Below are 24,763 nucleotides of genomic sequence, written 5' to 3'. Positions count from 1 at the left end.
GACTGGAGGTACATTATGGACGAGAGACATAAAGCGATAGATACTGTTATTAAAAACATGGAAAAGTCATTTGGTAAAGGTGCCGTTATGAAGCTTGGGGACGACGCAGGACGCAAAGTTAAAACAACTTCAACGGGTTCAGTTACATTAGATAGAGCATTAGGCGTAGGCGGATATCCGCAGGGCCGTATTATAGAAATTTATGGACCTGAATCATCAGGTAAAACAACTGTTGCACTGCACGCAATTGCAGAAGCGCAGCGCCAGGGCGGTATTTGTGCGTTCATCGACGCAGAGCACGCACTGGATCCGGAATATGCAACTAAATTAGGTGTCGATATCGATAACCTATATATTTCTCAGCCTGATACAGGTGAGCAGGGACTTGAGATTACAGAAGCATTCGTACGAAGCGGCGCCGTAGATATGGTCGTTGTCGATTCAGTTGCAGCACTCACACCAAGAGCTGAAATCGAAGGGGAAATGGGAGACTCGCACATGGGTCTGCAGGCTCGTTTAATGTCACAGGCATTAAGAAAACTGTCAGGCGCTATTTCGAAAAGTAATACAACAGCAATCTTCATTAACCAGGTTCGTGAAAAAATCGGTGTCATGTTCGGTAACCCTGAAACAACAACAGGCGGGCGCGCACTTAAATTCTACAGTTCAGTACGCCTTGAAGTAAGACGTGCAGAGAGCCTTAAAATTGGTCAGGATATCGTCGGTAACCGTACGAAAATTAAAGTCGTTAAAAACAAAGTGGCTCCGCCATTTAAAGTTGCCGAAGTTGATATTATGTACGGAGAAGGAATTTCACGTACAGGTGAAGTAATCGACCTGAGCGTTGAAGAAGAAATCGTTGAAAAAGCCGGCGCATGGTATTCTTACAATGGTGAACGTCTCGGCCAGGGTAAAGAAAATGCCAGAAAAACATTAAAAGAAAATCCAGCATTATTTGAAGAAATCGAACGTAAATTACGTTCGGCACTTGGATTCGGTGAAGATATTCCCGAAGATGAAAACAAACAAGAAGATGAATCTTTATTGAACGAAGACGAGTCTGAAAAATAAATAAAGCCTGATTAATGACAGGCCATTCAGATCAAGCACCAGTATTATAAATACTCGTGCTTGATTTTCTTTATGATTATATTTAGAATTGAATTATATAATATTTTAATTAAATCTCATATTATATTTAACACACTTTAGAACCTTAGTTAGGGAGGTGTTTATTGTGGACTTTATAGACATTCTCTTAATCTTACTTGGTATTATTCTGGGTGTTGTTATCGGATATTTTATTGTCAATAATATATTGACGAACAAGCAGCGTCAGGCACGGACTTCGGCTGAACATATTATAAGTGAAGCTAACAAGGAATCCGAAAACCTGAAGAAAGAAAAACTGCTCGAAGCGAAAGAAGAAAACCAAAATCTGAAAGAAGCTTTTGACAGCGAAATGAATACTCAGCGCAACGACTTGAAAGCGTTTGAAAACAGATTGTTGCAGCGTGAAACATCGCTTGACCGTAAGAGTGAATCACTCGATAAGAAAGATGACATGCTGGAAAACAAAGAAGCTAAAATTGAAGAAAAACAGCAAATGGTTGATGCCAAGGATAACAAGATTAATGAAAAGATAAGTCAACAAGAAACAGAATTATCCCGCATCTCCGGATTGACGCGCGACGAAGCACGTCAAGAAATGTTCTCGCAGGTAGAACAGGAACTGTCACATGATATGGCTGTAATGGTTAAAGAAAAGAAAGACAAAGCGACTCGGGAAGTAGACAAAGAAGCGCGTGAACTGCTCGCACTTACAGCGCAGCGTTACGCAGCCGAATATACTAGTGAGTCTACGGTATCAGTAGTCACATTACCGAACGATGAAATGAAAGGCCGCATTATCGGCCGTGAAGGACGAAATATCAGAACGCTTGAAACGCTGACAGGTGTCGATCTTATAATCGATGACACACCTGAAGCAGTAATTCTGTCCGGATTTGATCCAATCAGACGCCAAATTGCAAAAAGTGCACTCGAAGCACTCGTGCAGGACGGCCGCATTCACCCTGGACGCATTGAAGAAATGGTGGATAAAGCCCGTCGGAATATGGAAACTGAAATCCGTGACGCAGGTGAAGCTGCAGCATTCGAACTTGATATTCACAACCTTCACCCTGAGCTTGCAAAACACTTAGGTAAAATGAAATACCGCTTAAGTTACGGACAAAATGTACTTAAGCACTCGATTGAAGTCGGCTACCTCGCAGGAATACTTGCGAGCGAACTTGGCGAAAATGTCGCTTTAGCCCGCCGTGCAGGATTACTGCATGACATCGGCAAAGCAATCGACCACGAAATTGAAGGCTCCCACGTAGAAATCGGAGTCGAACTCGCATCCCGTTACAAAGAACAAGATACGGTAATCAATGCGATTCAGTCACACCACGGTGATGTTGAACCGACAAGTGTCATTTCAATTCTCGTAGCAGCAGCAGATGCACTCTCTGCAGCGCGCCCTGGTGCGCGTCGTGAAACGTTGGAAAACTACGTTAAACGCTTAGAGAGACTTGAAGAAATTGCAGAAAGCTACGATGGCGTAGAAAAAACATTTGCAATTCAGGCTGGACGCGAAATCCGCGTAATGGTAAGCCCTGAAGATATCGATGATTTAAAAGCACATCGTCTTGCAAGAGACATTAAGAAACGTGTAGAAGATGAACTGCAATATCCAGGACACATAAAAGTGACAGTTGTCCGCGAGATGAGGGCCATAGAATACGCAAAATAAAAAGATCAGAGACGGGAGTCTCTGGTCTTTTTTGTTTGCTTGTTTATCGTCCCAATGAGCGGTCCACGATGGGACAAATAAGTTTTATCGTCCCAATGAGCGGTCCACGATGGGGCAAATAAGTTTTATCGTCCCAATGAGCGGTCCACGATGGGACAAATAAGTTTTATCGTCCCAATGTGAGCATTCCCATCGATCGACATTATAATCATCTGAAAGTCATCAGTTTATCTACATACCTAAACTTTAATTATACCCATGAAGCTATACAGATTTATAGAGTATTCGTGAAAGTGTCACATACATTTTATGGGAAAAATATATAAACTTGTGTAATAAGTAAACCAGTTTTGCTATTTTTGTATTTAAGTAACTTTTTTAAAAGGAAATCATCATTTCTCCGTATATATAGTATAAGAGATACTTTTTTATATTTAGGAGGAGATAGTTTGTTTATTAATTATCGAGAAATACCAGTTGAACTTTTGTACTATAACGCTCTTTCCGCACGTTCAGAATTATCTCGTAATGAAAAATATCAAATGAAGATTTTGAAAAAAGGTTTTGAAGGTGAATGTTTGTACGATAAAATTTTTGAGGAGACTGGGCATTCTAATGTTTATATTTTTAGAGATGTTTATCTGAAAGTAGGAAATACCGTGACTCAATATGACAGTATTGTAATAACAGATAATAAAGTAACAGTAAATGAAATTAAAAATTTTCATGGTGACTATCATTACACTAAAGATGATTGGTATAGAAATGGAACCTCACTGGAGGATGATGCCTTTGCACAGCTAAGAAGAGCAAAAGGTAAACTAATGAAATTAAGTAAGAATTCATCAGTAAAATTTGAAGTGGATGCTGCATTAATTTTTATCAACGATGATTTCCGGTTGACGAGTGAAAATGACGGTATATGGGATAAAGTTATTGTTCGCAGTCATTTAAGGAGTTATCTTCATAGCTTAAATAACAGTCAGAAGGGAGACAAAGCCAAGAAAATTGCTAACATCATAAATAATAACAAAGTTAATAATATATACTTCAACGAAAAGGCAGATATAAACAGGCTGCGTTTAGGAATTTATTGTGGTGAATGCAAAAGTTTTAAGCAGGTAAAAAGACGTTTTCATTTTACTTGCAGTAACTGCGGAACAACCGAAACAAATGAAACGCATTTTTTACGTGCACTTAGCGATCATAAATTTCTATTTTATAATCAACCAATCACTAAAAAATCTATACTTTATCTAATAAATAATCAGCTAACAAAATCGACACTTGCACGGTTCATGAATGCACATTGTAATATTGAGAAGAGAGGAAGGAGCTCAACACATACTTTTAAGTATTATGATTTTAATGATGCTTTGAAGACAACCGCTGGTCGAAGATACAAGAACACAATTGTAAAATTTGAATAGTCAAAGGGTATGGCCGGCCACGTGGGGACGAATAGACGTAATCACCCTAATGAACGCATCTCATTGGGACTATTAATCATAATCGCCCTAACGAGCCCATCACAATGGGACGAATAGCGTTAAACGTCCTAATGAACTCGTCGTGTTGGGGTAATTAGACCTAATTTCCCCAACGAGCGACATGAGAAGCACAAATGACATAAAATCACCCCCACCCGCCAAACTCTCTCTATTATCCACGCAAAATTAATGTATAATTAAGCAAATAGATAGGGTGATTTGATGAGGATTTTATTCATTGGAGATGTTGTCGGAAAAATTGGCCGACGCATGATTAAAAATTATTTGCCGGGGCTTAAAAGAGAGCACGGTGCACATTTTACGATTGTGAATGGTGAAAATGCGGCACACGGCAAGGGTATTACAGAAAGTACTTATAAAGAAATTTTAAATGGCGGCGCGGATTTTATCACACTGGGTAACCATGCGTTCGCGAAACGCGACGTCTATGATTTATTTGATACGGATGTCAAAATGGTGCGTCCGGCGAATTTCCCGGAAGGTACGCCGGGTGACGGCAGCCGCGTCGTTAACATTAACGGTAAAAAATTATTAATCGTTAATCTGCAGGCGCGCAGTTTCCTCGAGCCGATTGAAAATCCGTTCACAGTAATCGATAAAATTCTAGAAGAGCATGAATACGATGCAGCTTTCGTCGATTTCCACAGTGAAACGACGAGCGAGTCAATCGCGATGGGCTATCATTTAGACGGCCGGGTGAATGCGGTAGTAGGTACACATACGCATGTTCAGACGAATGATGCGACGCGTCTGCCGAATGGTACAGTTTACATAACTGACGTCGGCATGACCGGTTTTAAAGATGGCATACTAGGTATCCGTAAAGATGAAGTGATCCGCAGATTTATTACGAATCTGCCTGAACGTCACGTTGTGCCGGATGAAGGCAAAGGGATAATCAGCGGTGTAATTATCGACACTGACAGCAAAACAATTAAAAACTTTAAAATCGAAGAGTAAGAAAACGGGCGCATCTATAAAAATGCGTCCGTTTTTGCATTAAAAAATAAAATTATTCAATTCAGTGTAAGTTTAATGAAAATTATGTCACTTTTATGGCATAATATAATTAATTCGGTTTTCGAAAGATTGTCATCGAAGACATTTACGTCACAGAAACAAAGGATGGTTATACAATGATTACAGTTTACCGCTACGCTATGAAGTACAAATGGATGATTTTTATTGCTTTAATTTTTATGTTTGTGGAACTGATTGTCGAACTTGTTCAGCCGCTGTTTATTCAGCAGGTCATCGACAACGGAATTATGATTAACAGTATTGACAATGTTATATTCTACCTGGTTATTATGTTCGCAATATCGATTATTGCACTCATTGCTGGTCTGTTGAATACATATTTTACGAGTCATCTGACGAACATGTTCGGCTATGATCTCAGGATGGCAATCTTTACGCGGGTTCAGAACTTTACGCTCGGGACTTTATCGCGTTTTTCAACATCGAGTCTTATTACGAGAATGACACAGGATGTGCTGCAGACGGAAATGCTGCTCTTTATGAGTCTCAGGATACTGTTCCGGGCGCCGCTCTTAGTCGTCGGTTCCCTGATTATGTCATTTATCGTCAATCCGACTCTCGGGTTGTATTTATCAATACTGACACCGGTCCTCGCTGTTTTCTTATTTTTCGCAGCGCGAAAAGGGGCGGCAATATTTCTCCGGGTGCAACACTGGCTGGACAGAATTAACCGTTTTATTCAGCAGAATTTAGAAGCTGTCAGATTGATAAAAGCCAATGACTCAGGTGAATACGAAACCGGGAAATTTGCAAAAGTCGCAGCGAAACTCCGCGACGATACAATTTTTGCCTTAAGACTGATGGAATCGATTCTGCCTGTCCTTTTATTAATTATGAACGGCAGTCTGCTCCTGGTACTGTGGGTGGCATCTGATTTACTTCAGACGAATGAAGTTGCCGTCGGGGAAATTGTTGCAGTTATTAACTATGCACTCCGCATGCAGGGCGGATTCTCGATGTTCGCGTTTCTGATTATCGCCTCGTCCCGCGCCAAAGCTTCGAGTGACCGTATTAGTGAAATACTTCATGCACCAATCGCTGCAGAGGATAAAGACACGTTTGAAGCGGCTGATGGTGCAGGCACAGTTAAATTCGATAATGTGTCGTTCAAATATCCAAACACAGGCCGTTATGTACTGAAAAATATTTCATTTGAAATTTACGACAATGAAAACTTTGTTATTATGGGCGGCACCGGCTCCGGCAAAAGTTCGCTGATTAGTCTGATTCCGAATATGTACGATGCGACTGACGGAAAAGTGATCGTTAATGATAAAAATGTGCTCGACTGGAGTACGACGGAACTCAGACAGACAATCGGTTACGTGCCGCAGCGTGCCATATTATTCACCGGCAGCATATATGAAAATCTGCTCTGGGGGAATTTACACGCTGAAGAAGATGATGTATTTATGTCATCTGAAAAAGCACAGATTCACGACAATATAATGAATTTCGATGAGACGTACGAAACACCGGTCGGGCAAATGGGTGTAACATTGTCCGGCGGGCAGAAGCAGCGCCTGTCGATTGCACGCGCGCTCGTCAGAAAACCGTCCATTCTTATTCTCGATGATTCGACTTCAGCGCTGGATGTCAGAACTGAGAATAATTTATGGGATGCACTGGAAGGCGAAAACGTAACGCGTATCGTCATTACTCAGAAAATCTCTACTGCCGAACAGGCGGACCGTGTACTTCTTTTAGATGACGGTGAAATTTCTGCACTCGGCACTCACGAAGAACTTTTAGCAACGTCAGAACTGTACAGAGACATTTACGAATCGCAGAAACAAGGGGGGCATCTCGATGACTAACTTTTTTGCACGACCCTTTGGGCATGAACCTCTCATAACGAAAGAAGATATGGAGCGCAATAAGCAGGCGAATAAAAAGCGTGCGGATAATATGGGAGGAACTTTAAAGCGTATCTGGCAATTTATGCGCGGTGAACGAAAACGTCTTTACTTGATAATTTCGCTCGTCGTCGTAACAAGTCTCTTAAGCATCGTTGGACCGTTCCTCGTCGGACGCATCGTCGACTTTTACTTTATCCCGCGGGAATTTGACGGTTTGTTCAGAATTCTGATGATTCTTCTGGCAACGTATTTGCTGCTGTCGTTAACGACATTTATTCAGGCGTATTTGATGGTCGGGCTGTCGCAGCGCACGATTTACAATCTGCGTCACCATTTGTTTGAACATATGCAGGAACTGCCGGTGACATTTTACGATAAACGCCAGCACGGCGAATTAATGAGCCGGATGACCAACGATATTGAAACGCTGTCGCAGACGATGAACTCATCGTTCATCCAGTTTACAACGAGTATTGTGACACTGCTCGGGACGTTTTCAGTCATGCTTTACTTAAGTCCGCTCTTAACATTCCTGACGGCACTGATTATCCCGATATTAATTGTCAGTGTCAGATTTATTACGAAACGTACGGGCCCGCTTTTTAAAATGCGTCAGCGCCGTACAGGTGAAATGAACGGCTACATTGAAGAAATCGTATCCGGCCAGGAAATCGTTAAAGTATTCTCACAGGAAGAACGTGCGGTACAGAACTTTGAAGTCCGTGCTAAAAACTTAAGAGAAGTTACATTCTGGGCGAACCTGTACTCCGGCTTCATTCCGAAAATAATGAACATGCTGAACAATATTTCATTTACGATTGTTGCCGGCGCTGGCGGTATTCTGGCACTGACGACAAACGGTGTCGTTACAGTCGGAACGATTGTTGTGTTCGCGGAATATGCCCGCCAGTTTACACGTCCGCTCGCGGATTTATCGAATCAGTTAAACCAGGTACTGTCAGCGATTGCCGGTGCGGAACGCGTATTCCAAATACTCGATACGCCGGCAGAATCAAACGACGGAAAAATTACGGATAAGACAATCGAAGGACACATTGAATTTAAAGATGTCACATTCTCATACAGCAAGGAACAGCACCATCCAACGATTAAGGACCTGTCATTTGAAGTCAATTCCGGAGAATCGGTCGCATTAATTGGTGCCACAGGTGCCGGCAAGACGACGGTGATGCAGCTGCTCGCGCGGTTCTATGAAACCGATAAAGGGCACATCCTTGTAGACGGTGTGGATATTACAGACTATTCGCGGAGCAATATCCGTTCGCAGACTGCGTTTGTGCTGCAAGATCCGTATCTGTTTGAAGCGACCATCCGTGAAAATATCCGCTACGGCAGAATGGATGCAACAGACGATGAGGTGACAGAAGCGGCGAAAGTTGCCAATGCCCATGACTTTATTATGACGCTTGAGCGGGGCTACGATACAGTGCTCGACTTAGACGAAGGCTTTATCTCGCAAGGACAGAAACAGCTGATATCAATTGCGCGGGCACTCATTACCGACCCGGCAATACTGCTCCTCGATGAAGCCACATCCAGCATCGACACAATTACAGAGTTAAAAATTCAGGAATCGCTCGAACGGCTGATGAAAGGGCGGACGAGTATTATTATCGCCCACCGTCTCAACACGATAAAAGCCGTCGACCGTATATTTGTTCTGGATCAGGGAGAAATGCTTGAAGCGGGAACGGAAGAAGAATTGCTGAAGCTTGAAGGTAAATATCATGATATGTTGAATCAGTAAGATATTTTACAAGTAATTCCTAGTAAGTTAAGATGGACTTAATTAAATATTGCACAACCACTGGAGGTGCCTTTTTGAGGCTGAGAAATACTCTTAATACCTGATCTGGATTATGCCAGCGTAGGGAAGTGGCATAGATTCGTTATGCACATCCTTATATTCGGGATGTGCATTTTTGTACTTTGACAAACGAATCAGGAGATTTACATTTAATAAATGAATGCTTTCATATATAATGAATGGTATATATCAACTAAAAGGTGGAACTTCGAATGTATACTAAGAAGGAAATAATAGAAGAAGCAAAAAAGCTCGGTAAAATGATGGCGGAAACAGAACAGGTTGAATTCTTCCAGAAAGCGGAAGCTAAAATTCACGAGAATAATGATATCCGCGAAAAAATGGCTAGTCTTAAAAGCTTGCAGCAGCAGGCAGTAAACTTCCAAAACTACGGTAAAGAACGCGCTTACCAGATGACGGAAGAAAAATTGGCTAAAATCGAAGCGGAATTAGACGAAATGCCGCTTGTAGATCAGTTTAAAGAATCACAGGCAGGCGTTAACGAATTACTGCAAATGGTTTCGCATGCAATCAGCTCAACAGTTACAAGCGAAATCATCGAACAAACAGGCGGAGACCTGATGCAGGGTGAAACAGGCGCTGCAGTCCGCAACAAACCAAACCGCGATCCGGACCAGTTTAAATAAGAATCAGCTACATATTGAATGGCGTTGAAATCTCTGAATTATAGAGTGTTTCAGCGCCATTTTTGTATGTTTTTACAATACACCGACCGCATGAACAGGCCACATGCGGTTAAAGAATACTTTGCGACCGTATGAACGACTCACATCCGGTTAATAACAAATCTCCAACCGCATGAACGACTTACATCGGGTTAATAAAGAATCTTCGACGGTATGAGAGAATCACATACGGTCAATGACGAATTCCCGACCGCATCAGCAAACATAACTCGAACAATTATAAAATGTAATCAAAAGGAGGCACCACCATCAACAAACTTACTAGAAACATGACTTTCACCGCAGCTTTCGTCGCCTTAAACGTTATCTTGAGTTCGCTTATCACAATTCCAATCGGAATCATACGCGCGGCACCGATGCAGCATTTAATCAATGTGCTTGGTGCAGTCATCACAGGTCCCTGGGTGATCGTGCAGTCGTTTATCTCGTCTACAATCAGAATATTATTCGGTACGGGGACCGTCTTCGCCTATCCCGGCAGTATGATCGGCGCGCTCGCTGCCTGGCTCCTCTACAAATACACTAAAAAGTTATCGCTCGCTGCAGCTGGTGAAGTTCTCGGCACCGGCATACTCGGGGCACTCAGTCTCTACCCCTTAATCATCGTGCTGGAGCTCGATCAACAAATTTTCACCATCGTCGCTGCAGCCTTTCTCGTATCCAGTTTTATCGGCGCTCTTACATCGTTTATCATCTTAAAACAATTGGAAAAACACGGAGTCTTACTGCGGATATAAGCGTCGGTGCGTGTTATAATAATACGACAAGATTAATTTAGGAAGTGTTAAAATGCGGGAACCAACACCGATGATGAAACAGTATTTTTCAATTAAAGATAATCATCCGGACAGCTTACTTTTATTCAGACTGGGAGATTTTTACGAGCTGTTTTACGACGATGCAGTCACGGCTGCCAAAGTGCTCGAAATTACATTAACTTCACGCGATAAAAGTAAAGATCCGATACCGATGTGCGGCGTGCCATATCATTCTGCGCGCAACTATATAGCAAAACTAATCGAGAATGGCTTTAAAGTGGCGATCTGTGAACAGATGGAAGATCCAACGCAGGCGAAAGGCATGGTCAAAAGAGAAGTGGTCCGTGTAATTACGCCGGGTACTTTAATCGATGACTTCGGTATGGACGACGGTGCGAGCAATTTCATTCTGGCGCTGCATGAAACTGATGGCAGAACAGAAGTCAGCTATGCGGATATTTCAACAGGTGAAATTTTCGCCTTCAATACAAGCGACCAGACAGAACTGAAAAGTGAAATAGAAACACTGGGCGCCCGGGAACTGGTCACGAATGCTAAAAGTGAACATATCATTCATAGTATTTATAATGATCCGCCGCTCTATACGGTGTTTGAAGCAGACACTCCTTCAGATTATGACTATGAAGATGATGTCGATGAACATCACGCGATTAATCTGCTGTTAAACTACATTCGTGCACAAAATATGCAGGAACTGAAACATTTAAAGACGGTGGAAAAACACCGTATCAATACATTTATGAAATTAAATTATGCAGCCATTTCAAACCTTGAGCTCTTAGAAAACATTCAGACGAAAAAAGTAAAAGGCTCTCTGTTCTGGTATTTAAACCGTACGGAAACACCGATGGGCAAACGCCAGCTCAGAAAATTGATCGAGCGTCCGCTCGTGTCAAAAAAAGAAATTGAAAATCGGCAAAGTATCGTAACGACGCTAATCGAGAACTTCACCGAGCGCCAGCAGCTGTCAGGCATTTTAAATCACGTTTACGATATCGAACGGCTCGTCGGCCGCCTTGCCTTTAACAACGTGGACGTAAAAGACTTAGTCCAGCTGCGCGACTCGCTTCACGGACTGCCGGAATTAAAGGCAGTACTTGAATCACTAAAACTGACAGACAACAAAACATTCCAGAATTTCGACAGCCTGGAAGATGCGTATGAACGCCTGGTAGTTCTAACAGATACACCGCCGAAAACAATCCGCGAAGGGAAAATCTTTAAAGACGGTGTCAGCGATGAACTCGATAATTTAAGAGACATCAGCACAAATGCACGTACATGGCTGAACAATTATCTCGAGTCAGAAAAAGAACGCACTGGCATTAAAAACTTAAAAATCGGCTTTAACAAAGTGTTCGGCTATTACCTGGAAATTTCCAAAGTTCAGGCGATGAACTTCGATGCCGAAAAGTTTGAATATAACCGTAAACAGACACTCACAAATGCTGAACGGTTTATTACACCGGACTTAAAAGAAATGGAAAGTCAGATCTTAACAGCAGAAGACGACAGCATTAAACTCGAATTCAATATGTTCACTGAACTCCGGACAGCTATGATGGACTATATTACGAGACTGCAGCGTACAGCAGAGCAAATCTCGACACTCGATACACTGATATCCTTCGCCTTAGTTTCAAACGACTATCATCTGACGACGCCGGAATTCAAAACGGACAAGTCAATCGACCTGATTGATGCGCGTCACCCAATCGTTGAACGCATGCTGAACGAAAACACATATGTACCGAACGACCTCACGATGACGAAAGATAACTTTATTTATTTAATTACCGGTCCCAATATGTCCGGTAAATCGACGTACATGCGCCAGGTGGCCTTAATCATTATTATGGCCCAGATCGGCATGAGAGTGCCGGCAGAGAGCGCGAAACTGCCGATATTCGATGCCATCTATACACGCATCGGTGCAAGCGATGACTTATCGAGCGGTAAATCGACATTTATGATCGAAATGATGGAAGCTAATACAGCACTCCAGCACGCAACAAAAGACTCGCTTCTGATTTTTGATGAGATCGGCCGCGGGACCAGCACATACGACGGTATGGCACTCGCCCAGGCGATGCTCGTCTATATTCATGAGGAAATCGGTGCGAAGACACTCTTTTCAACCCACTACCATGAACTGACGAACCTGGAAGACACACTGCCAGGGCTGCAGAACGTCCACGTTAAAGCGACGGAATACGACGGCAAGCTGGTCTTCCTGCATAAAGTGAAACCGGGAGCGGTCGAGAAGAGCTACGGCATTCATGTCGCGAAACTCGCAGAACTGCCGGACCGGGTGACGGAACTGGCAGCTGAATATTTAAGCTCATTTGAAAATCAGAACCATGAGCCGAAACTGAGTAAGCGGGACGATATCTTCCAGCTGGAACTGCCGCTCGGTGACAGTGAAGCAGTATCTAAAGACGATAAAAAACTATTAACCGAATTAACATCGCTTGATTTAAATAATATGACGCCGATGGAGGCGCTGAACACATTGCATGAATTAGTGAATAAAGCACGCGGGGAGGGATAGAACATGGGACAGATTCACGTATTGCCCGCTCATATACAAAATAAAATAGCGGCAGGCGAGGTCGTCGAGCGTCCAAGTTCAATCGTCAAGGAGATTGTTGAAAACTCGCTAGACGCTCACTCAACGGTCATCGAAGTATTTATCGTAAACAGCGGTATGGAATCGATTAAAGTGGTCGACAACGGCCACGGCATTGATTATGAAGACCGCACGCTCTTATTTGAACGTCATGCGACGAGTAAAATCGATACGGCCTACGAACTGTTCGAAATACGCTCACTCGGTTTCCGCGGGGAAGCACTTGCCAGTATCGGTGCAGTATCGAAAGTGACCTTGGAAAGTATGCGAAATAATTCGACCCCGTTCAAAATTGTATACAGCGGCGGGAAATACGATGAGGATACCGTCTGGCATGAACGCCGCGGGACAATCATTGAAATTGAAGATTTATTCTTTAATACACCTGCCCGCTTAAAATATATTAAAAACCTGCGTACGGAAGCGGGAAAGATTATCGATATTATGCAGCGGATGGCGCTGAATTATCCTGAAGTCAGTTTCCGTCTCGCGTTTGACGGTAAAGACCGTTTTAAAACGACAGGCAACGGCAATTTAAAAGAAGTAATTAATATTCTTTACGGCATTCAGGTGTCTGCTAACACACTTCCAGTGAGTGCCGAAAGCCCGGACTATAAAATCAGCGGTTATATCGTGAGACCTGAAGTCACACGCAGCAACCGTAACTATATTAACCTGAGTATTAACAACCGGCATGTTCGCCACTTTAAACTGTCTCAGAGTATTATTAACGCTTATCATACGCTGCAGCCGAGAGATAAATATCCGCTGGCATTTTTAAATATTACGATGGATCCGAAACTGATCGATGTAAACGTGCATCCGTCAAAAGTGGAAGTAAAGTTGTCAAAAGAGACGGAATTATTAAAGCTCGCTGAAGCAGCGGTTAAAGAAGCACTGATGGAAACAGAACTGATTCCTGAAGTAGAGCATAAAAAACCAAAAGCTGAAAAAGTTGAACAGCCGGCAATGGATTTTTCGGAGCGCCATGAACAGATCAGAGAGCATATTAATACGTATGAACCGCCGGCACGACAGCAGCGCACGCCGTTTAAAGAAACAGAGAAATCTAGTCAACCGCAACAACAATATACCAATCCGTTTAAACAGGACGCACCGGTTCAGCAGCAGGCTAAACCAAAAGATATACCGGCCTTCGTAGAACACGAACCGCTGCCGGAAAAAGAAAAGCTGCCGTATTTGGAAATTATCGGCCAGCTGCACGGCACATATATTATTATGCAGAATGAAACCGGCATGTATTTAATGGACCAGCATGCAGCACAGGAGCGCATCAAGTACGAATATATTTATCGGAACATTATTAAAGAAGATGACGGCATTCCGCTGTTAATTCCGTATACGTTTGAGTTCAGCTTTGATGATGTCATTACAATCGATGAAAAACTCACTGAACTGCAGGAAATCGGTTTTGATATCGAAAAAAGCGGCATTAAGCAATACACGGTATCCCGTTATCCATCATGGATTAAAGCAAATAATCCGGAAGAGGATATCAATGATTTAATCGAGTTTATCTCACAGACAGATCACTTCGATGTAAATAAGTATCGTGAGGAAATGTCTATTATGATGAGCTGCAAGCAGTCGATCAAAGCAAATCATTATCTCGATAAAAACCAGATGGACGCGCTGCTGACAGAGCTCGGAAAATGTCATTCGCCGTACACGTGTCCACACGGGCGGCCGGTAATTATTCATATGACGACTTATGAAATCGAACGATTGTTCAACCGAATAATGAAGTAGGGGGTCTTGAATTGAAGATTTTAAACCGTACGATGAGAAATAAGGAAAGGAATATTTCAGTAACGCATTACATGCCAGAACGTCCGAAGGCGAGTATCCAGATTCTGCATGGTATGGCTGATCATAAAGCGAGGTACAAAGAGTTTTGTATGTACCTTGCCTTAAATGATATTCACTGCGTGATTCATAATCACAGAGGACATGGTGCTGAAGAAAAGCTGAGTAATCTCGGGCATTTTAATTCGTTCGATGAACTGCTTGAAGATGCAAAGATTGTCAGCACGGCAATGCCCGAGGATATTCCGCATATCGGGCTTGGCCATTCAATGGGTTCAATCCTCTTAAGAAGACTGCTGGAAGAGAATATATATGATGCAGGAATTATTGTCGGTACGGGCAGCAAGGTCAGGTTCTCGGATACAGTGGCAAATGCTTTTATCCAGGCGCTGTCAAAACTGATTCCGGGAACGAAGTCGCGTCTTATTAACAAAATGTCATTTCTCGGCTACGACGGAAACTTTAAAGGCACGATTAAAAACCGCTGGCTGTCTGCGGATGATCAGCACATTCTGGCGTATAATACAGACCCGCATGCCGGTCAGCGCATGAGCGTCAAAGCATTTGCTGAAATACTGAAAAACGTCCGCTACGTTGATTCTTCAAAGTGTCTTAAAAATTACAAAGATATCCCTTACTTATTAATCGGCGGTGCGGATGATCCATTTTCGCATTTCGGCAGGGATTATGAAATTTTGAACTGGCGGCTCGGGCGGCAGTTTACAAATGTAGAAGTGGAACTTGTACCGAATGCCCGTCATGAAGTACTGTTTGAAGAAAACAGAGGCGCAGTATATTCAAACATCGTGAGATGGGTGGAGAAATATGTTGAAAAGTAAATTACTTATTTTAGTCGGTCCGACAGCAATCGGCAAAACATCGTTATCGATCGATATTGCCAAAAAATTTAATGCTGAGATTATCAGCGGTGATTCGATGCAGGTGTATAGAAGCATGGATATCGGCACAGGTAAAATCACTGCAGCTGAAATGGAGAATGTTCCGCATCATATGATTGATATTCTAAATCCTGATGAAACTTTTTCAGTATCAGACTTTCAAGCACAGGTTGAATACCTCGTGAAAGATATAGAATCACGGGGCAAACTGCCGATGATTGCCGGCGGTACCGGACATTATATTAAAGCGCTGATTGAAGGATACGAATTCAATGAAGAAAATCAGGCGGATATCGACCGTTTAACGAAAGAGTACGAGCAGCTGAATGATGAAGAACTGTTCGCTGAACTCCTTAAAATTATGCCGGACAGTGATATTCATCCGAATAATCATAAGAAAATTATTCGTCAGATTGTAAAGGCAAAGCTTGATATAACAGAAAAGAAAGCGTATACACAAAAGGCGAAATATGATACATTCTTAATAGGCTTAACAGCTGACAGAAGTGTGATATACGACCGGATTAATAAACGGGTGGTCGAAATGTTTGAAGCGGGACTCCTAGAAGAAGTAACCGAACTTCAAAATACCGGACTGTCAAAGACAGCCGGACAGGCAATCGGGTATAAAGAATTTCTGCCGTACTTCAAAGGGGAAGCTGCATTACCGGACGTGATGGAGCGCATTCAGGCACATTCACGGCAGTATGCAAAACGGCAGCTGACTTTTTTCCGTAATCAGCTGGATATACACTGGTATGATATCGCACAGTCAAACTCAGATATAATCTTTTCGGATATATATCAATTCTTACAAACAAAAGGGGAGAATTAAATGAATTTGCAAGATTCGTTTTTAGGGGAGTACAAAGAATCAGGGAAGGAAATCACAGTGTTTTTAATGAACGGTTTCCAATTACAGGGGAAAATCAGCGACTATGATAAGTACGTCGTTGAACTTGATTCAGAAGGTAAAGTTCAAATTATATATAAGCATGCAATCAGTACTTTTATACGTGCATAAGAAAAACAGCCGGACATTATGTCCGGCTGTTTTGAATTTAACCTGCTAAATATTTTTTGATATCATCTTCAACATCAAGCGGTGATTTTTGCGGTGCATAACGTTTAGCTACTTTACCTTCACGGGTAACTAGAAACTTAGTGAAGTTCCACTTAATCGAATTAGTAATTAAGCCGGATTTACCTTCAGTTAAGTATTTAAATAGCGGATGAATATTCTCGCCTTTAACATCTATCTTCTCCATCACGGTATATGACACGCCGTGCTGCTCGCTGTATAAGTCACGTGCTTCAGTCGCTGAACAGGGTTCCTGATTCATAAAGTTATTGGACGGGAAAGCCAGAATTTCAAGACCGATATCATGGTATTTTTTATATAGTTTTTCAAGCTCATGGAGCTGGTTGTTAAAACCGCACTCACTTGCTGTATTAACGATCAGTATTACTTTTCCTTTTAAATCCTGCATCTGTATATGGTCGCCGTCTGCATCCTGTGCAGAGAGATCATAAAATGTTGTTTTCATCTATGATCCTCCTTTCCTGGTCACTTTGCATAATATTGGTTATTATAATATAGCCTTATTAATATAGTTGAAACATGATATTGTAATATTAAACAAAGAAACTGGAGGTGTTTGTCATGGATTTGACACATACCGGAGTAATTCTTGCGACGAACACGAAACAAAATAAAGATGTGGAGTCGGAAGTCAGAGAGCTTAAAGAGCTCAGCGAATCGATAGGAATAGAGATTATCGGCACGCATATTCAAAACCGTACATCGATAGACAGAAAGAGTTATGTGGGAAGCGGCTTTTTAGAAGAAGTAAAGATGCAGTATGAGGATATTGACTATTGCATAATCAATGATGAAATACTGGCAAGCCAGAACCGCAGAATAGAAGAAATTATGGATACGAATGTTATTGACCGTACACAGGTCATTCTTGATATATTCAGTCTGAGAGCACAATCTAAAGCAGGTCAGCTGCAAGTGGAGCTGGCTCAGCTTGAGTATTTAGTGCCCCGCTTAAAAGGTCAGGGTATTAATCTTTCGAGACTGGGAGCAGGTATTGGTACGAGAGGTCCAGGTGAGACGAAGCTGGAAACGGACCGTCGTCATATTAACTCGCGGATCAGTGATATAAAAAAGCAGCTGCATGTCATTGAAGACCACCGTTTAAGATACCGTGATAAACGACGTTCGAACCAAGTGACGAAAGTGTCGATAATCGGCTATACGAACGCAGGCAAGTCAACGCTGTTTAACAAACTGACGAATGCAGGCACGCTGCAGGAGGACAAACTGTTTGCGACACTGGATCCCTTAACAAGAGAAATGGTTTTACCGTCAGGATTTCAGTGTATAATATCGGATACCGTTGGTTTTATTCAAAAACTGCCGACAACATTAATAGAGAGTTTTAAATCAACGCTGGAAGAAGCGGCGGACAGTGATTTTATCATTCACGTCATTGATAATAATGCACCAGATATTGTGAGTCAGTACGATACGGTGCTGGATTTAATCGATTCACTCAGTATGAAGGAAATACCGCAGCTGATACTGTTTAATAAAACAGATTTAAATAATAAGAAACGACTCTTGCCGATGAAGCCGCATAAGTTTGTAAATATGAACATGCCGGCACAGGATATATTAATGGAGATAGAAAACTTTATGGTAAAGTCTTTTGATGCATATAATACGTCGATACCATTGAGAAGACAGGATAAGCTTTACAGTTTGAAGAGACAGACAATCGTTAAGACTGTTGATATAGATGATGAGAAAGTTAAAATCAGCGGGTTTGAACCTGCAGGTAATTTTGTAAAACGTATAGTAGATAAGGATGACGAGCGTGACTAATGAGGACAAGATTTTAAACATCATGAACGAGGCTGAAGAAACACTGCAGCCGTATTTTAAAAAGAATAAAGACATTGCTTATATAAACTTTAAAAAGGTGATGGCCGCCTTTACAGAGCATTCTGTAACAGAGAGCGACTTCAGCGGTACGACGGGCTACGGCTATGATGACGTCGGCCGCGATAAGCTTGAAGAGATATACAGGGATGTGTTTAAAGCACAAGACGCACTTGTACGCACGCAGATTATTTCAGGCACACATGCAATCAGTCTGGTGCTGTTAAGCCTGTTAAAACACGGTGATGAGCTTGTGTATATTACAGGGCAGCCTTACGATACGCTTGAGAAAGTAATCGGCAATACTGAAGATGATATTGGCAGTCTGAAAGAAATGGGCGTCACGTTTAAGACAGTTGATTTAAAAGATGATCAGTTTGATACAGAAGCAATATTAAACAGTATCAATGAGAACACTAAAATTATCGGCATTCAGCGTTCCAGAGGATACTCATCGCGTAAATCGATGAATATTGATGAGATAGAAGCAATTATAAAAACAATCAAAGAAAAACACCCGAATATTATAATATTCGTGGATAACTGCTACGGTGAATTTGCTGAGACTAGAGAACCGCTTGAAGCGGGTGCGGATATTATGGCAGGCTCGTTAATCAAAAACCCGGGCGGCGGCCTGGCTAAGATGGGCGGCTATGTTGCAGGTAGAGAAGAACTCATAAAACGCGTCAGCTACCGTTTAACAGTACCGGGCGTCGGCAAAGAGATGGGTGCGAGCCTGAATACGCTGACTGATATGTACCAGGGCTTCTTTATGGCGCCACATACTGTAATGGAATCTATTAACGGTGCACTGTTAATGAGCTATGTCTTTGAACAGCTGAATATGAAACCATCACCGAAGTACACAGAACCTCGTACTGATTTAATCCAGAGTGTGTCGTTCAATAATGAAGAGGAAATGATTACATTTACTCAGATGATCCAAAAAGCGAGTCCGGTCAATGCAAGATTTATGCCGATTCCTGATTTAATTCCAGGCTATCAGAATCCTGTGATTATGGCGGCAGGAACGTTTGTCCAGGGCGCGTCGCTGGAATTATCAGCGGATGGTCCAATTAGGCCACCGTATACAGTATACGCTCAGGGCGGACTGCATATTGAACATGTTAAATATGCGCTGGAAATGTCTTTGACGGAACTCTCTGAGAAGAATATGATAGAGCTATAATAAATTGTGAACCATAAGTGTCGCTATTCGATAGTGACACTTATTTAAATTAAGCGTATAATTAACTTCGAAATTATAAATTGGAGCTTACCTAATGAAAAATGTCTTTGCTTTGTTAAAAGAAAACTTTGAGAACCTTCATTTAATATGGAAGTTAAGTCTCTACAATATAAAAGCGCAGTATGCAAACCACTATCTGGGTATACTGTGGGCAATATTAATGCCAGCAGCGCAAGTGGGAGTATTCTATGTGATATTCGGTCTCGGTTTAAGAGGAGACAGAGGAGACGTACAGAACGTACCATTCCTCGTCTACCTGATTACGGGTATTTTTGCCTTTGGCTTCATTTCTGGTTGTATTAACGCAGCATCGAATGCTATCAGCAGTCAAATAGGTCTCGTTACTAAAATGAAATTCCCATCGAGTGTACTGCTTTCAATGTCGATGGCAAACAACGTAGTAACGTTTATGATTATGACGTTTATAGTACTCGTTATCAGTATCGTTAACGGTTATTCAGAACCATTACATTATTTAGTCTGGTTTTACTTTATGTTTGCTACTATTGTTTTTACATACAGTATTGCTTTAATTATGTCATCTGTGAATATACTCATAAGAGATTTTAAAAATATTCAGGCCAACGTAATGAGAATGTTCTTCTTCATCACACCGATATTTTGGGAGCCGGCAGGACGACCGCCGTTAATGGAAACTATTATGGCGTTTAACCCGCTTGCTTATCTGTTAATGACATTCAGGTATGCATTGATATTTGACGGTCCGGCATTTTACGGCACCGCATCTGACCATATTTTCTTCTGGTCAATTACGCTGTTCTTATTCTTCGTTGGTGTACAGGTTCATTACAGATATAAAGACAGGCTGGTTGATTACCTATAGAGGTGGATTATTATGTATAAAGTAAAAGTTGATAAAGTTTCTAAAATTTATGATATTAACCGCAATAAGGTCGCAAAAATATTATCGCTGCTGACTTTCGGTAAATTATATAAGGCAAAACCGTTCTATGCATTAAGAGATATTGATTTTGAAGTTAATGCAGGGGACACAGTGGGTATATTAGGGTTAAACGGATCTGGTAAGACAACGCTATCTGATTTAATTGCTGAGGCCACAGTACCTTCAAAAGGGAAGATTAACATTAATGGGAGAGTATCTCTAATAGCGATTAGCGCCGGACTCAATGCCGAATTGACTGGTGAAGAGAATATACGGATTAAGTGTCTGATGCATGGCTTAACAGAAAAGCAGATTGATGAACGCTACGACGACATTTTGCAATTCAGCGAACTGGGTGAATTTATAAAGCAGCCGATTAAAAATTATTCAAGTGGTATGAAATCGAGACTTGGATTCGCAATCGCCATTCACACAGACCCGGATATCTTAGTTGTAGATGAAGCGCTGTCTGTTGGGGATGAGACGTTCGCCAATAAGTGTATTGACCGTATGCGCGATTTTCAGGAGCAGGGTAAAACTATTTTCTTTGTATCTCATGCTACAGGTCAAATTAGACAGTTCTGTAATAAAGCGGTCTGGGTTCAGTACGGTGAGATGAAACAATTCGGTGAGATGAAAGATGTTGTTAAAAGTTACGCTGAGTTTGTAAACCAGTATAAGAATCTGACTAAAGACGAACAAATAGAATATAAAGATAAAATGGTTGGTATTCAAATGGAAGAAAGTCAGCATTTGGAACTGCCAAAAGAAAAAATAAATATGAACAGTGTCGCCATCGGTACACTGCTGTTTCTGTTTATGATGTTTGGAATTGTTTTTCAGATTTTTAGTTTGTAAATAGTCTGGTAAACTAATATAAACATATGTAATATTGTGATTTAGTTCATTTTAGATTAGACATTAGGAGAATACACATGAGATACCTTCAGGGAATCATTTCATACGTAACTTTAAAATATAATATGCCAGTCGTCTCACGACATATTCTGAAACTGAGTCTGACGAAAAAAATTGGCAAACAGGAGCCCGGTCTAAGTTTCTTTCTGCGGAAGTCTGAGCATTTAACATTGATGGACTTAATAGACAACATGCGTCTCCAGAATGATTATGAGGCGTATTTAAAGGCGCTCATTTTACGTCATGAAAAGAACTACAAAGGTTCTCTTGAAATGGTCGCGAATGACCGTAATAACGCTCTTGTGCCTTTTAAGACTAAGTTATACTATAATTTGAAACGTTATGATGATGTAATAAATATTGCAGACTCAGGTCACGATGTGCTCGGTGAACTGTCAGAAGAACAACAGATGGTAATTGTGCGCAATTTAATGAAAGATAATCAATATGAATCAATTGAAAAAATGATCGATCGGACCAGTAAGAACAAAGTGCAACTTGAAGAGCTGTATCATCAGGAAAAAGATGATTTATATTATAAATATTCCTGGTCTCAGTATCGGACAATGATTCTTGATGATGTCGACCCGAATGCACCATTCACGGATATCAAAGAAGCGGTGGACCATACCGATGAGAACATGCGGGATCTGGGCTATGTACTGGTTATCAATAATTATTCTGTTAAAGAGCAGAATCTAGATGATCTAAACAAATTTTTTGTAGACTATATTAATAAAAATGAAAAGCTGTTTAAATACATAGACCCGATAGCAGTAGATACGCTAGACTTTAACTTAAGTGCCAACGATAAGAAGTCGGACCGGCTGCAGAACTTGTTGAATTACTATCATTTCGGCAAAGGTACTAAAATGCTGATGAATAAAATTATGAAGCTTCTTCCGGAAGTGACTTTGAATGCACAGCACATTATGAGTATTAGAAGACTGGTGCTTGACGGACATTTAAACTTTAATGATTCACTGATTAAGAAGATGTTTAATTCCGACAAGCGTCTGGAAAATGTTTTTCACAGTGCCACACTTTTTATAGATGAAGATACACGCACGATGACAGATAAATTTGTCCATCATAATTTCAGCACTAGAGAAAAAACAAGGATCTACAGCACAGTGATTAATCAGCTGCAGCGTGTCAATAAACGTTATGATTTACCATTCTATATTTTTTCTTTTTTAGAAAAAAATTCAAGAAAAAAGCAGAGTCATACTTATATACTGGCTAGATTTTATGCGACTGCTGCTGAAAAAGAGAAACTTAATTTACTGATTTCATCCAACACACTGGATAAGCAGTTAAAGATACATATAAACTTATCGATGTATCTGTTTAATTTAAATATGTATGTATGTTCGCTTCACCATGCGAGAGAAGCATATAAACTTAAACCGAATAATGCGGATGTATTGCGTTCTTTAATACGCTCTCATCATGTGATGGGGAATATTGACGAGAGATATAAAATGCTTCAGGAAATGAGAAAGCAGTTTGCATCCAGAGTCTATCCCGGAGAATTTTTAATGGCTGAACAGGAGTATGAGCTTTTCCGCAGTGAATGGCAGCCTAAACCGCTGGCTGAAGATATCGTCTACAAAGATGATGGGAAAACAGTGCTTTTCGTACTGAATAAAGCGATGCCTGCCATTAACGGCTATACAATCCGCACGAATGAGATTGTTTCAAGAGTGCGGGATTTCGGCTACCGTCCGGTCGCAACATCGAGACTCGGCTGGTCTCCGGAACACGAGAATTATACAAAACCTGGTCTAGATGAAGGTGACTACAGGACTTATTATATAGACAAGTCGGATAAGTATTTAACAAACCGCACACCTATGAGAAAATACTTCAATGTTTATAAAGATGAACTATTAAAAATTGTGCTGGAAGAAAAACCTGCAATCATACACGCGGCGTCCAATTTCCAAAATGCGCTGCCGGCAATCAGACTCGGGAATCAGCTTAAAATTAAAACAATTTACGAAGTCCGCGGCCTGTGGCACCATACGCAGACATCAAAAGTGCCAGAATTCTTTAACTCCGACCGTTTTAATATGCAGGAGCACTATGAAATATTATGCTGCCAGCATGCGGATGAAGTCATCGTTATCAGTGAAAGCTTAAGAGAATATTTAATCTTAAAAGGGATTGCTGCAGAAAAAATTACAGTACTGCCTAACGGTGTGGACAGTGAAGTACTCTCGCCTATAGAAAAATCTGATGATATTATCGAGCGCTATCAGCTGGATAATAGTATTGTTCTCGGATTTGTGGGTTCTATTACAAATTACGAAGGTATTGATTTAATTATCGATACTGTTGAAACACTGAATAACAGCGGCGACTATAAGAAGCGTTTTAAACTGTTGCTGGTTGGTGACGGACAGTACCGTGCCACGCTGCAGAGAAAAGTTCTGAATCAGAATTTAAGCGAAGATATTATCTTTACAGGCAAGGTGCCTTTTGAAACAGTTAAAGATTACTATTCTGTAATTGATATTGCGCCGTTTCCGAGACAGGATAAGCTGGTTTGCCAGCTGGTTACGCCAATTAAAACTTATGAGGCAATGGCCATGGGTAAACGCGTCATCGTAAGTGATGTTAATGCCCTGAAAGAGATGGTAATAGACCAGATTAACGGTGTTTACTTTAAAGCAGATAATAAAGAAGCATTTACAGAAGCCGTAATCAGTGTGCTTAATAATGATTCTATAGGAGAATCTGCAAGGGAATGGGTAGTGGATAACCGGGACTGGTCTGTACTCCTGAAAAAACTTATAAAAGTGTATGAAAAACTGGATATCAAAGCAAGTTAAAAACGAGCCGCACTCAATGTGCAGCTCG

At 41.3% G+C, this 24,763-nt stretch carries 19 protein-coding genes and 1 riboswitch; of the genes, 18 read left to right on the top strand and 1 reads right to left on the bottom strand.

The window, feature by feature from the left end:
* The first annotated feature begins 15 nt into the window (after positions 1 to 15).
* From recA to hfq, 13 genes are all read left to right on the top strand, one after another.
* On the top strand, positions 16 to 1,071 hold the full coding sequence (recA, locus tag H625_RS0101870; protein ID WP_026858372.1) for a recombinase RecA: 1,056 nt from the start codon (positions 16 to 18) through the stop codon (positions 1,069 to 1,071).
* 166 nt (positions 1,072 to 1,237) lie between these two features.
* Positions 1,238 to 2,797 (top strand): ribonuclease Y, encoded by a 1,560-nt coding sequence (gene rny / locus H625_RS0101865; protein WP_026858371.1) that lies wholly within the window; start codon positions 1,238 to 1,240, stop codon positions 2,795 to 2,797.
* A gap of 449 nt (positions 2,798 to 3,246) precedes the next feature.
* On the top strand, positions 3,247 to 4,227 hold the full coding sequence (locus H625_RS0101860) for a nuclease-related domain-containing protein (RefSeq protein ID WP_026858370.1): 981 nt from the start codon (positions 3,247 to 3,249) through the stop codon (positions 4,225 to 4,227).
* 282 nt (positions 4,228 to 4,509) lie between these two features.
* Complete coding sequence (locus H625_RS0101855) at positions 4,510 to 5,268, top strand: TIGR00282 family metallophosphoesterase (protein WP_026858369.1); 759 nt, start codon at positions 4,510 to 4,512, stop codon at positions 5,266 to 5,268.
* 176 nt (positions 5,269 to 5,444) lie between these two features.
* A complete protein-coding gene (locus H625_RS0101850) occupies positions 5,445 to 7,166 on the top strand; it encodes an ABC transporter ATP-binding protein (protein ID WP_026858368.1) in 1,722 nt (573 codons plus the stop codon).
* Positions 7,159 to 8,976 carry an ABC transporter ATP-binding protein gene (locus H625_RS0101845; RefSeq protein ID WP_026858367.1) on the top strand — a complete coding sequence of 606 codons (1,818 nt, stop codon included), beginning with the start codon at positions 7,159 to 7,161 and terminating at the stop codon, positions 8,974 to 8,976. The genes H625_RS0101850 and H625_RS0101845 overlap by 8 nt, the downstream gene beginning before the upstream one ends.
* Positions 8,977 to 9,028: 52 nt before the next feature.
* Positions 9,029 to 9,120: riboswitch (TPP riboswitch) on the top strand.
* Between the two features lie 128 nt (positions 9,121 to 9,248).
* Entirely contained in the window at positions 9,249 to 9,683 is a 435-nt protein-coding gene (locus H625_RS0101840) for a YlbF/YmcA family competence regulator (protein WP_026858366.1), read from the top strand.
* A gap of 329 nt (positions 9,684 to 10,012) precedes the next feature.
* A complete protein-coding gene (gene thiW / locus H625_RS0101835; RefSeq protein ID WP_035784934.1) occupies positions 10,013 to 10,480 on the top strand; it encodes an energy coupling factor transporter S component ThiW in 468 nt (155 codons plus the stop codon).
* Positions 10,481 to 10,532: 52 nt separating this feature from the next.
* Positions 10,533 to 13,073, top strand: a complete 2,541-nt coding sequence (gene mutS, locus H625_RS0101830; RefSeq protein WP_026858364.1) for a DNA mismatch repair protein MutS — start codon at positions 10,533 to 10,535, stop codon at positions 13,071 to 13,073.
* Positions 13,074 to 13,076: 3 nt separating this feature from the next.
* Complete coding sequence (gene mutL / locus H625_RS0101825) at positions 13,077 to 14,921, top strand: DNA mismatch repair endonuclease MutL (RefSeq protein ID WP_026858363.1); 1,845 nt, start codon at positions 13,077 to 13,079, stop codon at positions 14,919 to 14,921.
* Positions 14,922 to 14,932: 11 nt separating this feature from the next.
* Positions 14,933 to 15,817 (top strand): alpha/beta fold hydrolase, encoded by an 885-nt coding sequence (locus H625_RS0101820; RefSeq protein ID WP_026858362.1) that lies wholly within the window; start codon positions 14,933 to 14,935, stop codon positions 15,815 to 15,817.
* Positions 15,804 to 16,712, top strand: a complete 909-nt coding sequence (gene miaA, locus H625_RS0101815; protein WP_026858361.1) for a tRNA (adenosine(37)-N6)-dimethylallyltransferase MiaA — start codon at positions 15,804 to 15,806, stop codon at positions 16,710 to 16,712. Before H625_RS0101820 ends, miaA begins: the two co-directional genes overlap by 14 nt.
* The gene (gene hfq, locus H625_RS0101810) at positions 16,713 to 16,901 is read left to right on the top strand and encodes an RNA chaperone Hfq (RefSeq protein WP_026858360.1); all 189 of its coding nucleotides are present in this window, start codon (positions 16,713 to 16,715) and stop codon (positions 16,899 to 16,901) included.
* Positions 16,902 to 16,938: 37 nt separating this feature from the next.
* Here the strand turns inward: hfq and H625_RS0101805 are convergent, their stop codons facing one another.
* Positions 16,939 to 17,424, bottom strand: coding sequence for a glutathione peroxidase (locus tag H625_RS0101805; protein ID WP_026858359.1), 486 nt, complete (start codon positions 17,422 to 17,424; stop codon positions 16,939 to 16,941).
* Positions 17,425 to 17,540: 116 nt separating this feature from the next.
* Between H625_RS0101805 and hflX the strand changes: the two genes are divergently transcribed.
* The 5 genes from hflX to H625_RS0101780 all read left to right on the top strand — a co-directional run bounded on the left by hflX (position 17,541) and on the right by H625_RS0101780 (position 24,735).
* Positions 17,541 to 18,770, top strand: coding sequence for a GTPase HflX (gene hflX / locus H625_RS12405; RefSeq protein ID WP_035784931.1), 1,230 nt, complete (start codon positions 17,541 to 17,543; stop codon positions 18,768 to 18,770).
* On the top strand, positions 18,754 to 20,016 hold the full coding sequence (locus tag H625_RS0101795) for a methionine gamma-lyase family protein (RefSeq protein WP_051238928.1): 1,263 nt from the start codon (positions 18,754 to 18,756) through the stop codon (positions 20,014 to 20,016). The genes hflX and H625_RS0101795 overlap by 17 nt, the downstream gene beginning before the upstream one ends.
* Before the next feature lie 94 nt (positions 20,017 to 20,110).
* Positions 20,111 to 20,920: an ABC transporter permease gene (locus H625_RS0101790; protein WP_026858357.1), complete on the top strand. Its 810-nt coding sequence runs from the start codon at positions 20,111 to 20,113 to the stop codon at positions 20,918 to 20,920.
* Positions 20,921 to 20,929: 9 nt separating this feature from the next.
* Positions 20,930 to 21,838, top strand: a complete 909-nt coding sequence (locus H625_RS0101785) for an ABC transporter ATP-binding protein (RefSeq protein WP_026858356.1) — start codon at positions 20,930 to 20,932, stop codon at positions 21,836 to 21,838.
* A 77-nt stretch (positions 21,839 to 21,915) separates the two neighbouring features.
* On the top strand, positions 21,916 to 24,735 hold the full coding sequence (locus tag H625_RS0101780; protein ID WP_026858355.1) for a glycosyltransferase family 4 protein: 2,820 nt from the start codon (positions 21,916 to 21,918) through the stop codon (positions 24,733 to 24,735).
* Positions 24,736 to 24,763 lie beyond the last annotated feature (28 nt).

The organism is Jeotgalicoccus psychrophilus DSM 19085 (assembly GCF_000425845.1).
In the GTDB taxonomy this organism is placed as follows: domain Bacteria; phylum Bacillota; class Bacilli; order Staphylococcales; family Salinicoccaceae; genus Jeotgalicoccus; species Jeotgalicoccus psychrophilus.
This window is presented reverse-complemented; position numbering and strand designations above follow the sequence as displayed.

Bases quoted from the DNA above. Each gene is read 5' to 3' on its own strand.
- miaA (WP_026858361.1), top strand. From the start codon at position 15,804: ATGTTGAAAAGTAAATTACTTATTTTAGTCGGTCCGACAGCAATCGGC.
- H625_RS0101780 (WP_026858355.1), top strand. From the start codon at position 21,916: ATGAGATACCTTCAGGGAATCATTTCATACGTAACTTTAAAATATAAT.
- H625_RS0101795 (WP_051238928.1), top strand. From the start codon at position 18,754: ATGACGAGCGTGACTAATGAGGACAAGATTTTAAACATCATGAACGAG.
- H625_RS0101805 (WP_026858359.1), bottom strand. From the start codon at position 17,424: ATGAAAACAACATTTTATGATCTCTCTGCACAGGATGCAGACGGCGAC.
- mutS (WP_026858364.1), top strand. From the start codon at position 10,533: ATGCGGGAACCAACACCGATGATGAAACAGTATTTTTCAATTAAAGAT.
- H625_RS0101850 (WP_026858368.1), top strand. From the start codon at position 5,445: ATGATTACAGTTTACCGCTACGCTATGAAGTACAAATGGATGATTTTT.
- H625_RS0101840 (WP_026858366.1), top strand. From the start codon at position 9,249: ATGTATACTAAGAAGGAAATAATAGAAGAAGCAAAAAAGCTCGGTAAA.
- thiW (WP_035784934.1), top strand. From the start codon at position 10,013: ATGACTTTCACCGCAGCTTTCGTCGCCTTAAACGTTATCTTGAGTTCG.
- hfq (WP_026858360.1), top strand. From the start codon at position 16,713: ATGAATTTGCAAGATTCGTTTTTAGGGGAGTACAAAGAATCAGGGAAG.
- H625_RS0101845 (WP_026858367.1), top strand. From the start codon at position 7,159: ATGACTAACTTTTTTGCACGACCCTTTGGGCATGAACCTCTCATAACG.
- H625_RS0101790 (WP_026858357.1), top strand. From the start codon at position 20,111: ATGAAAAATGTCTTTGCTTTGTTAAAAGAAAACTTTGAGAACCTTCAT.
- H625_RS0101855 (WP_026858369.1), top strand. From the start codon at position 4,510: ATGAGGATTTTATTCATTGGAGATGTTGTCGGAAAAATTGGCCGACGC.
- recA (WP_026858372.1), top strand. From the start codon at position 16: ATGGACGAGAGACATAAAGCGATAGATACTGTTATTAAAAACATGGAA.
- hflX (WP_035784931.1), top strand. From the start codon at position 17,541: ATGGATTTGACACATACCGGAGTAATTCTTGCGACGAACACGAAACAA.
- mutL (WP_026858363.1), top strand. From the start codon at position 13,077: ATGGGACAGATTCACGTATTGCCCGCTCATATACAAAATAAAATAGCG.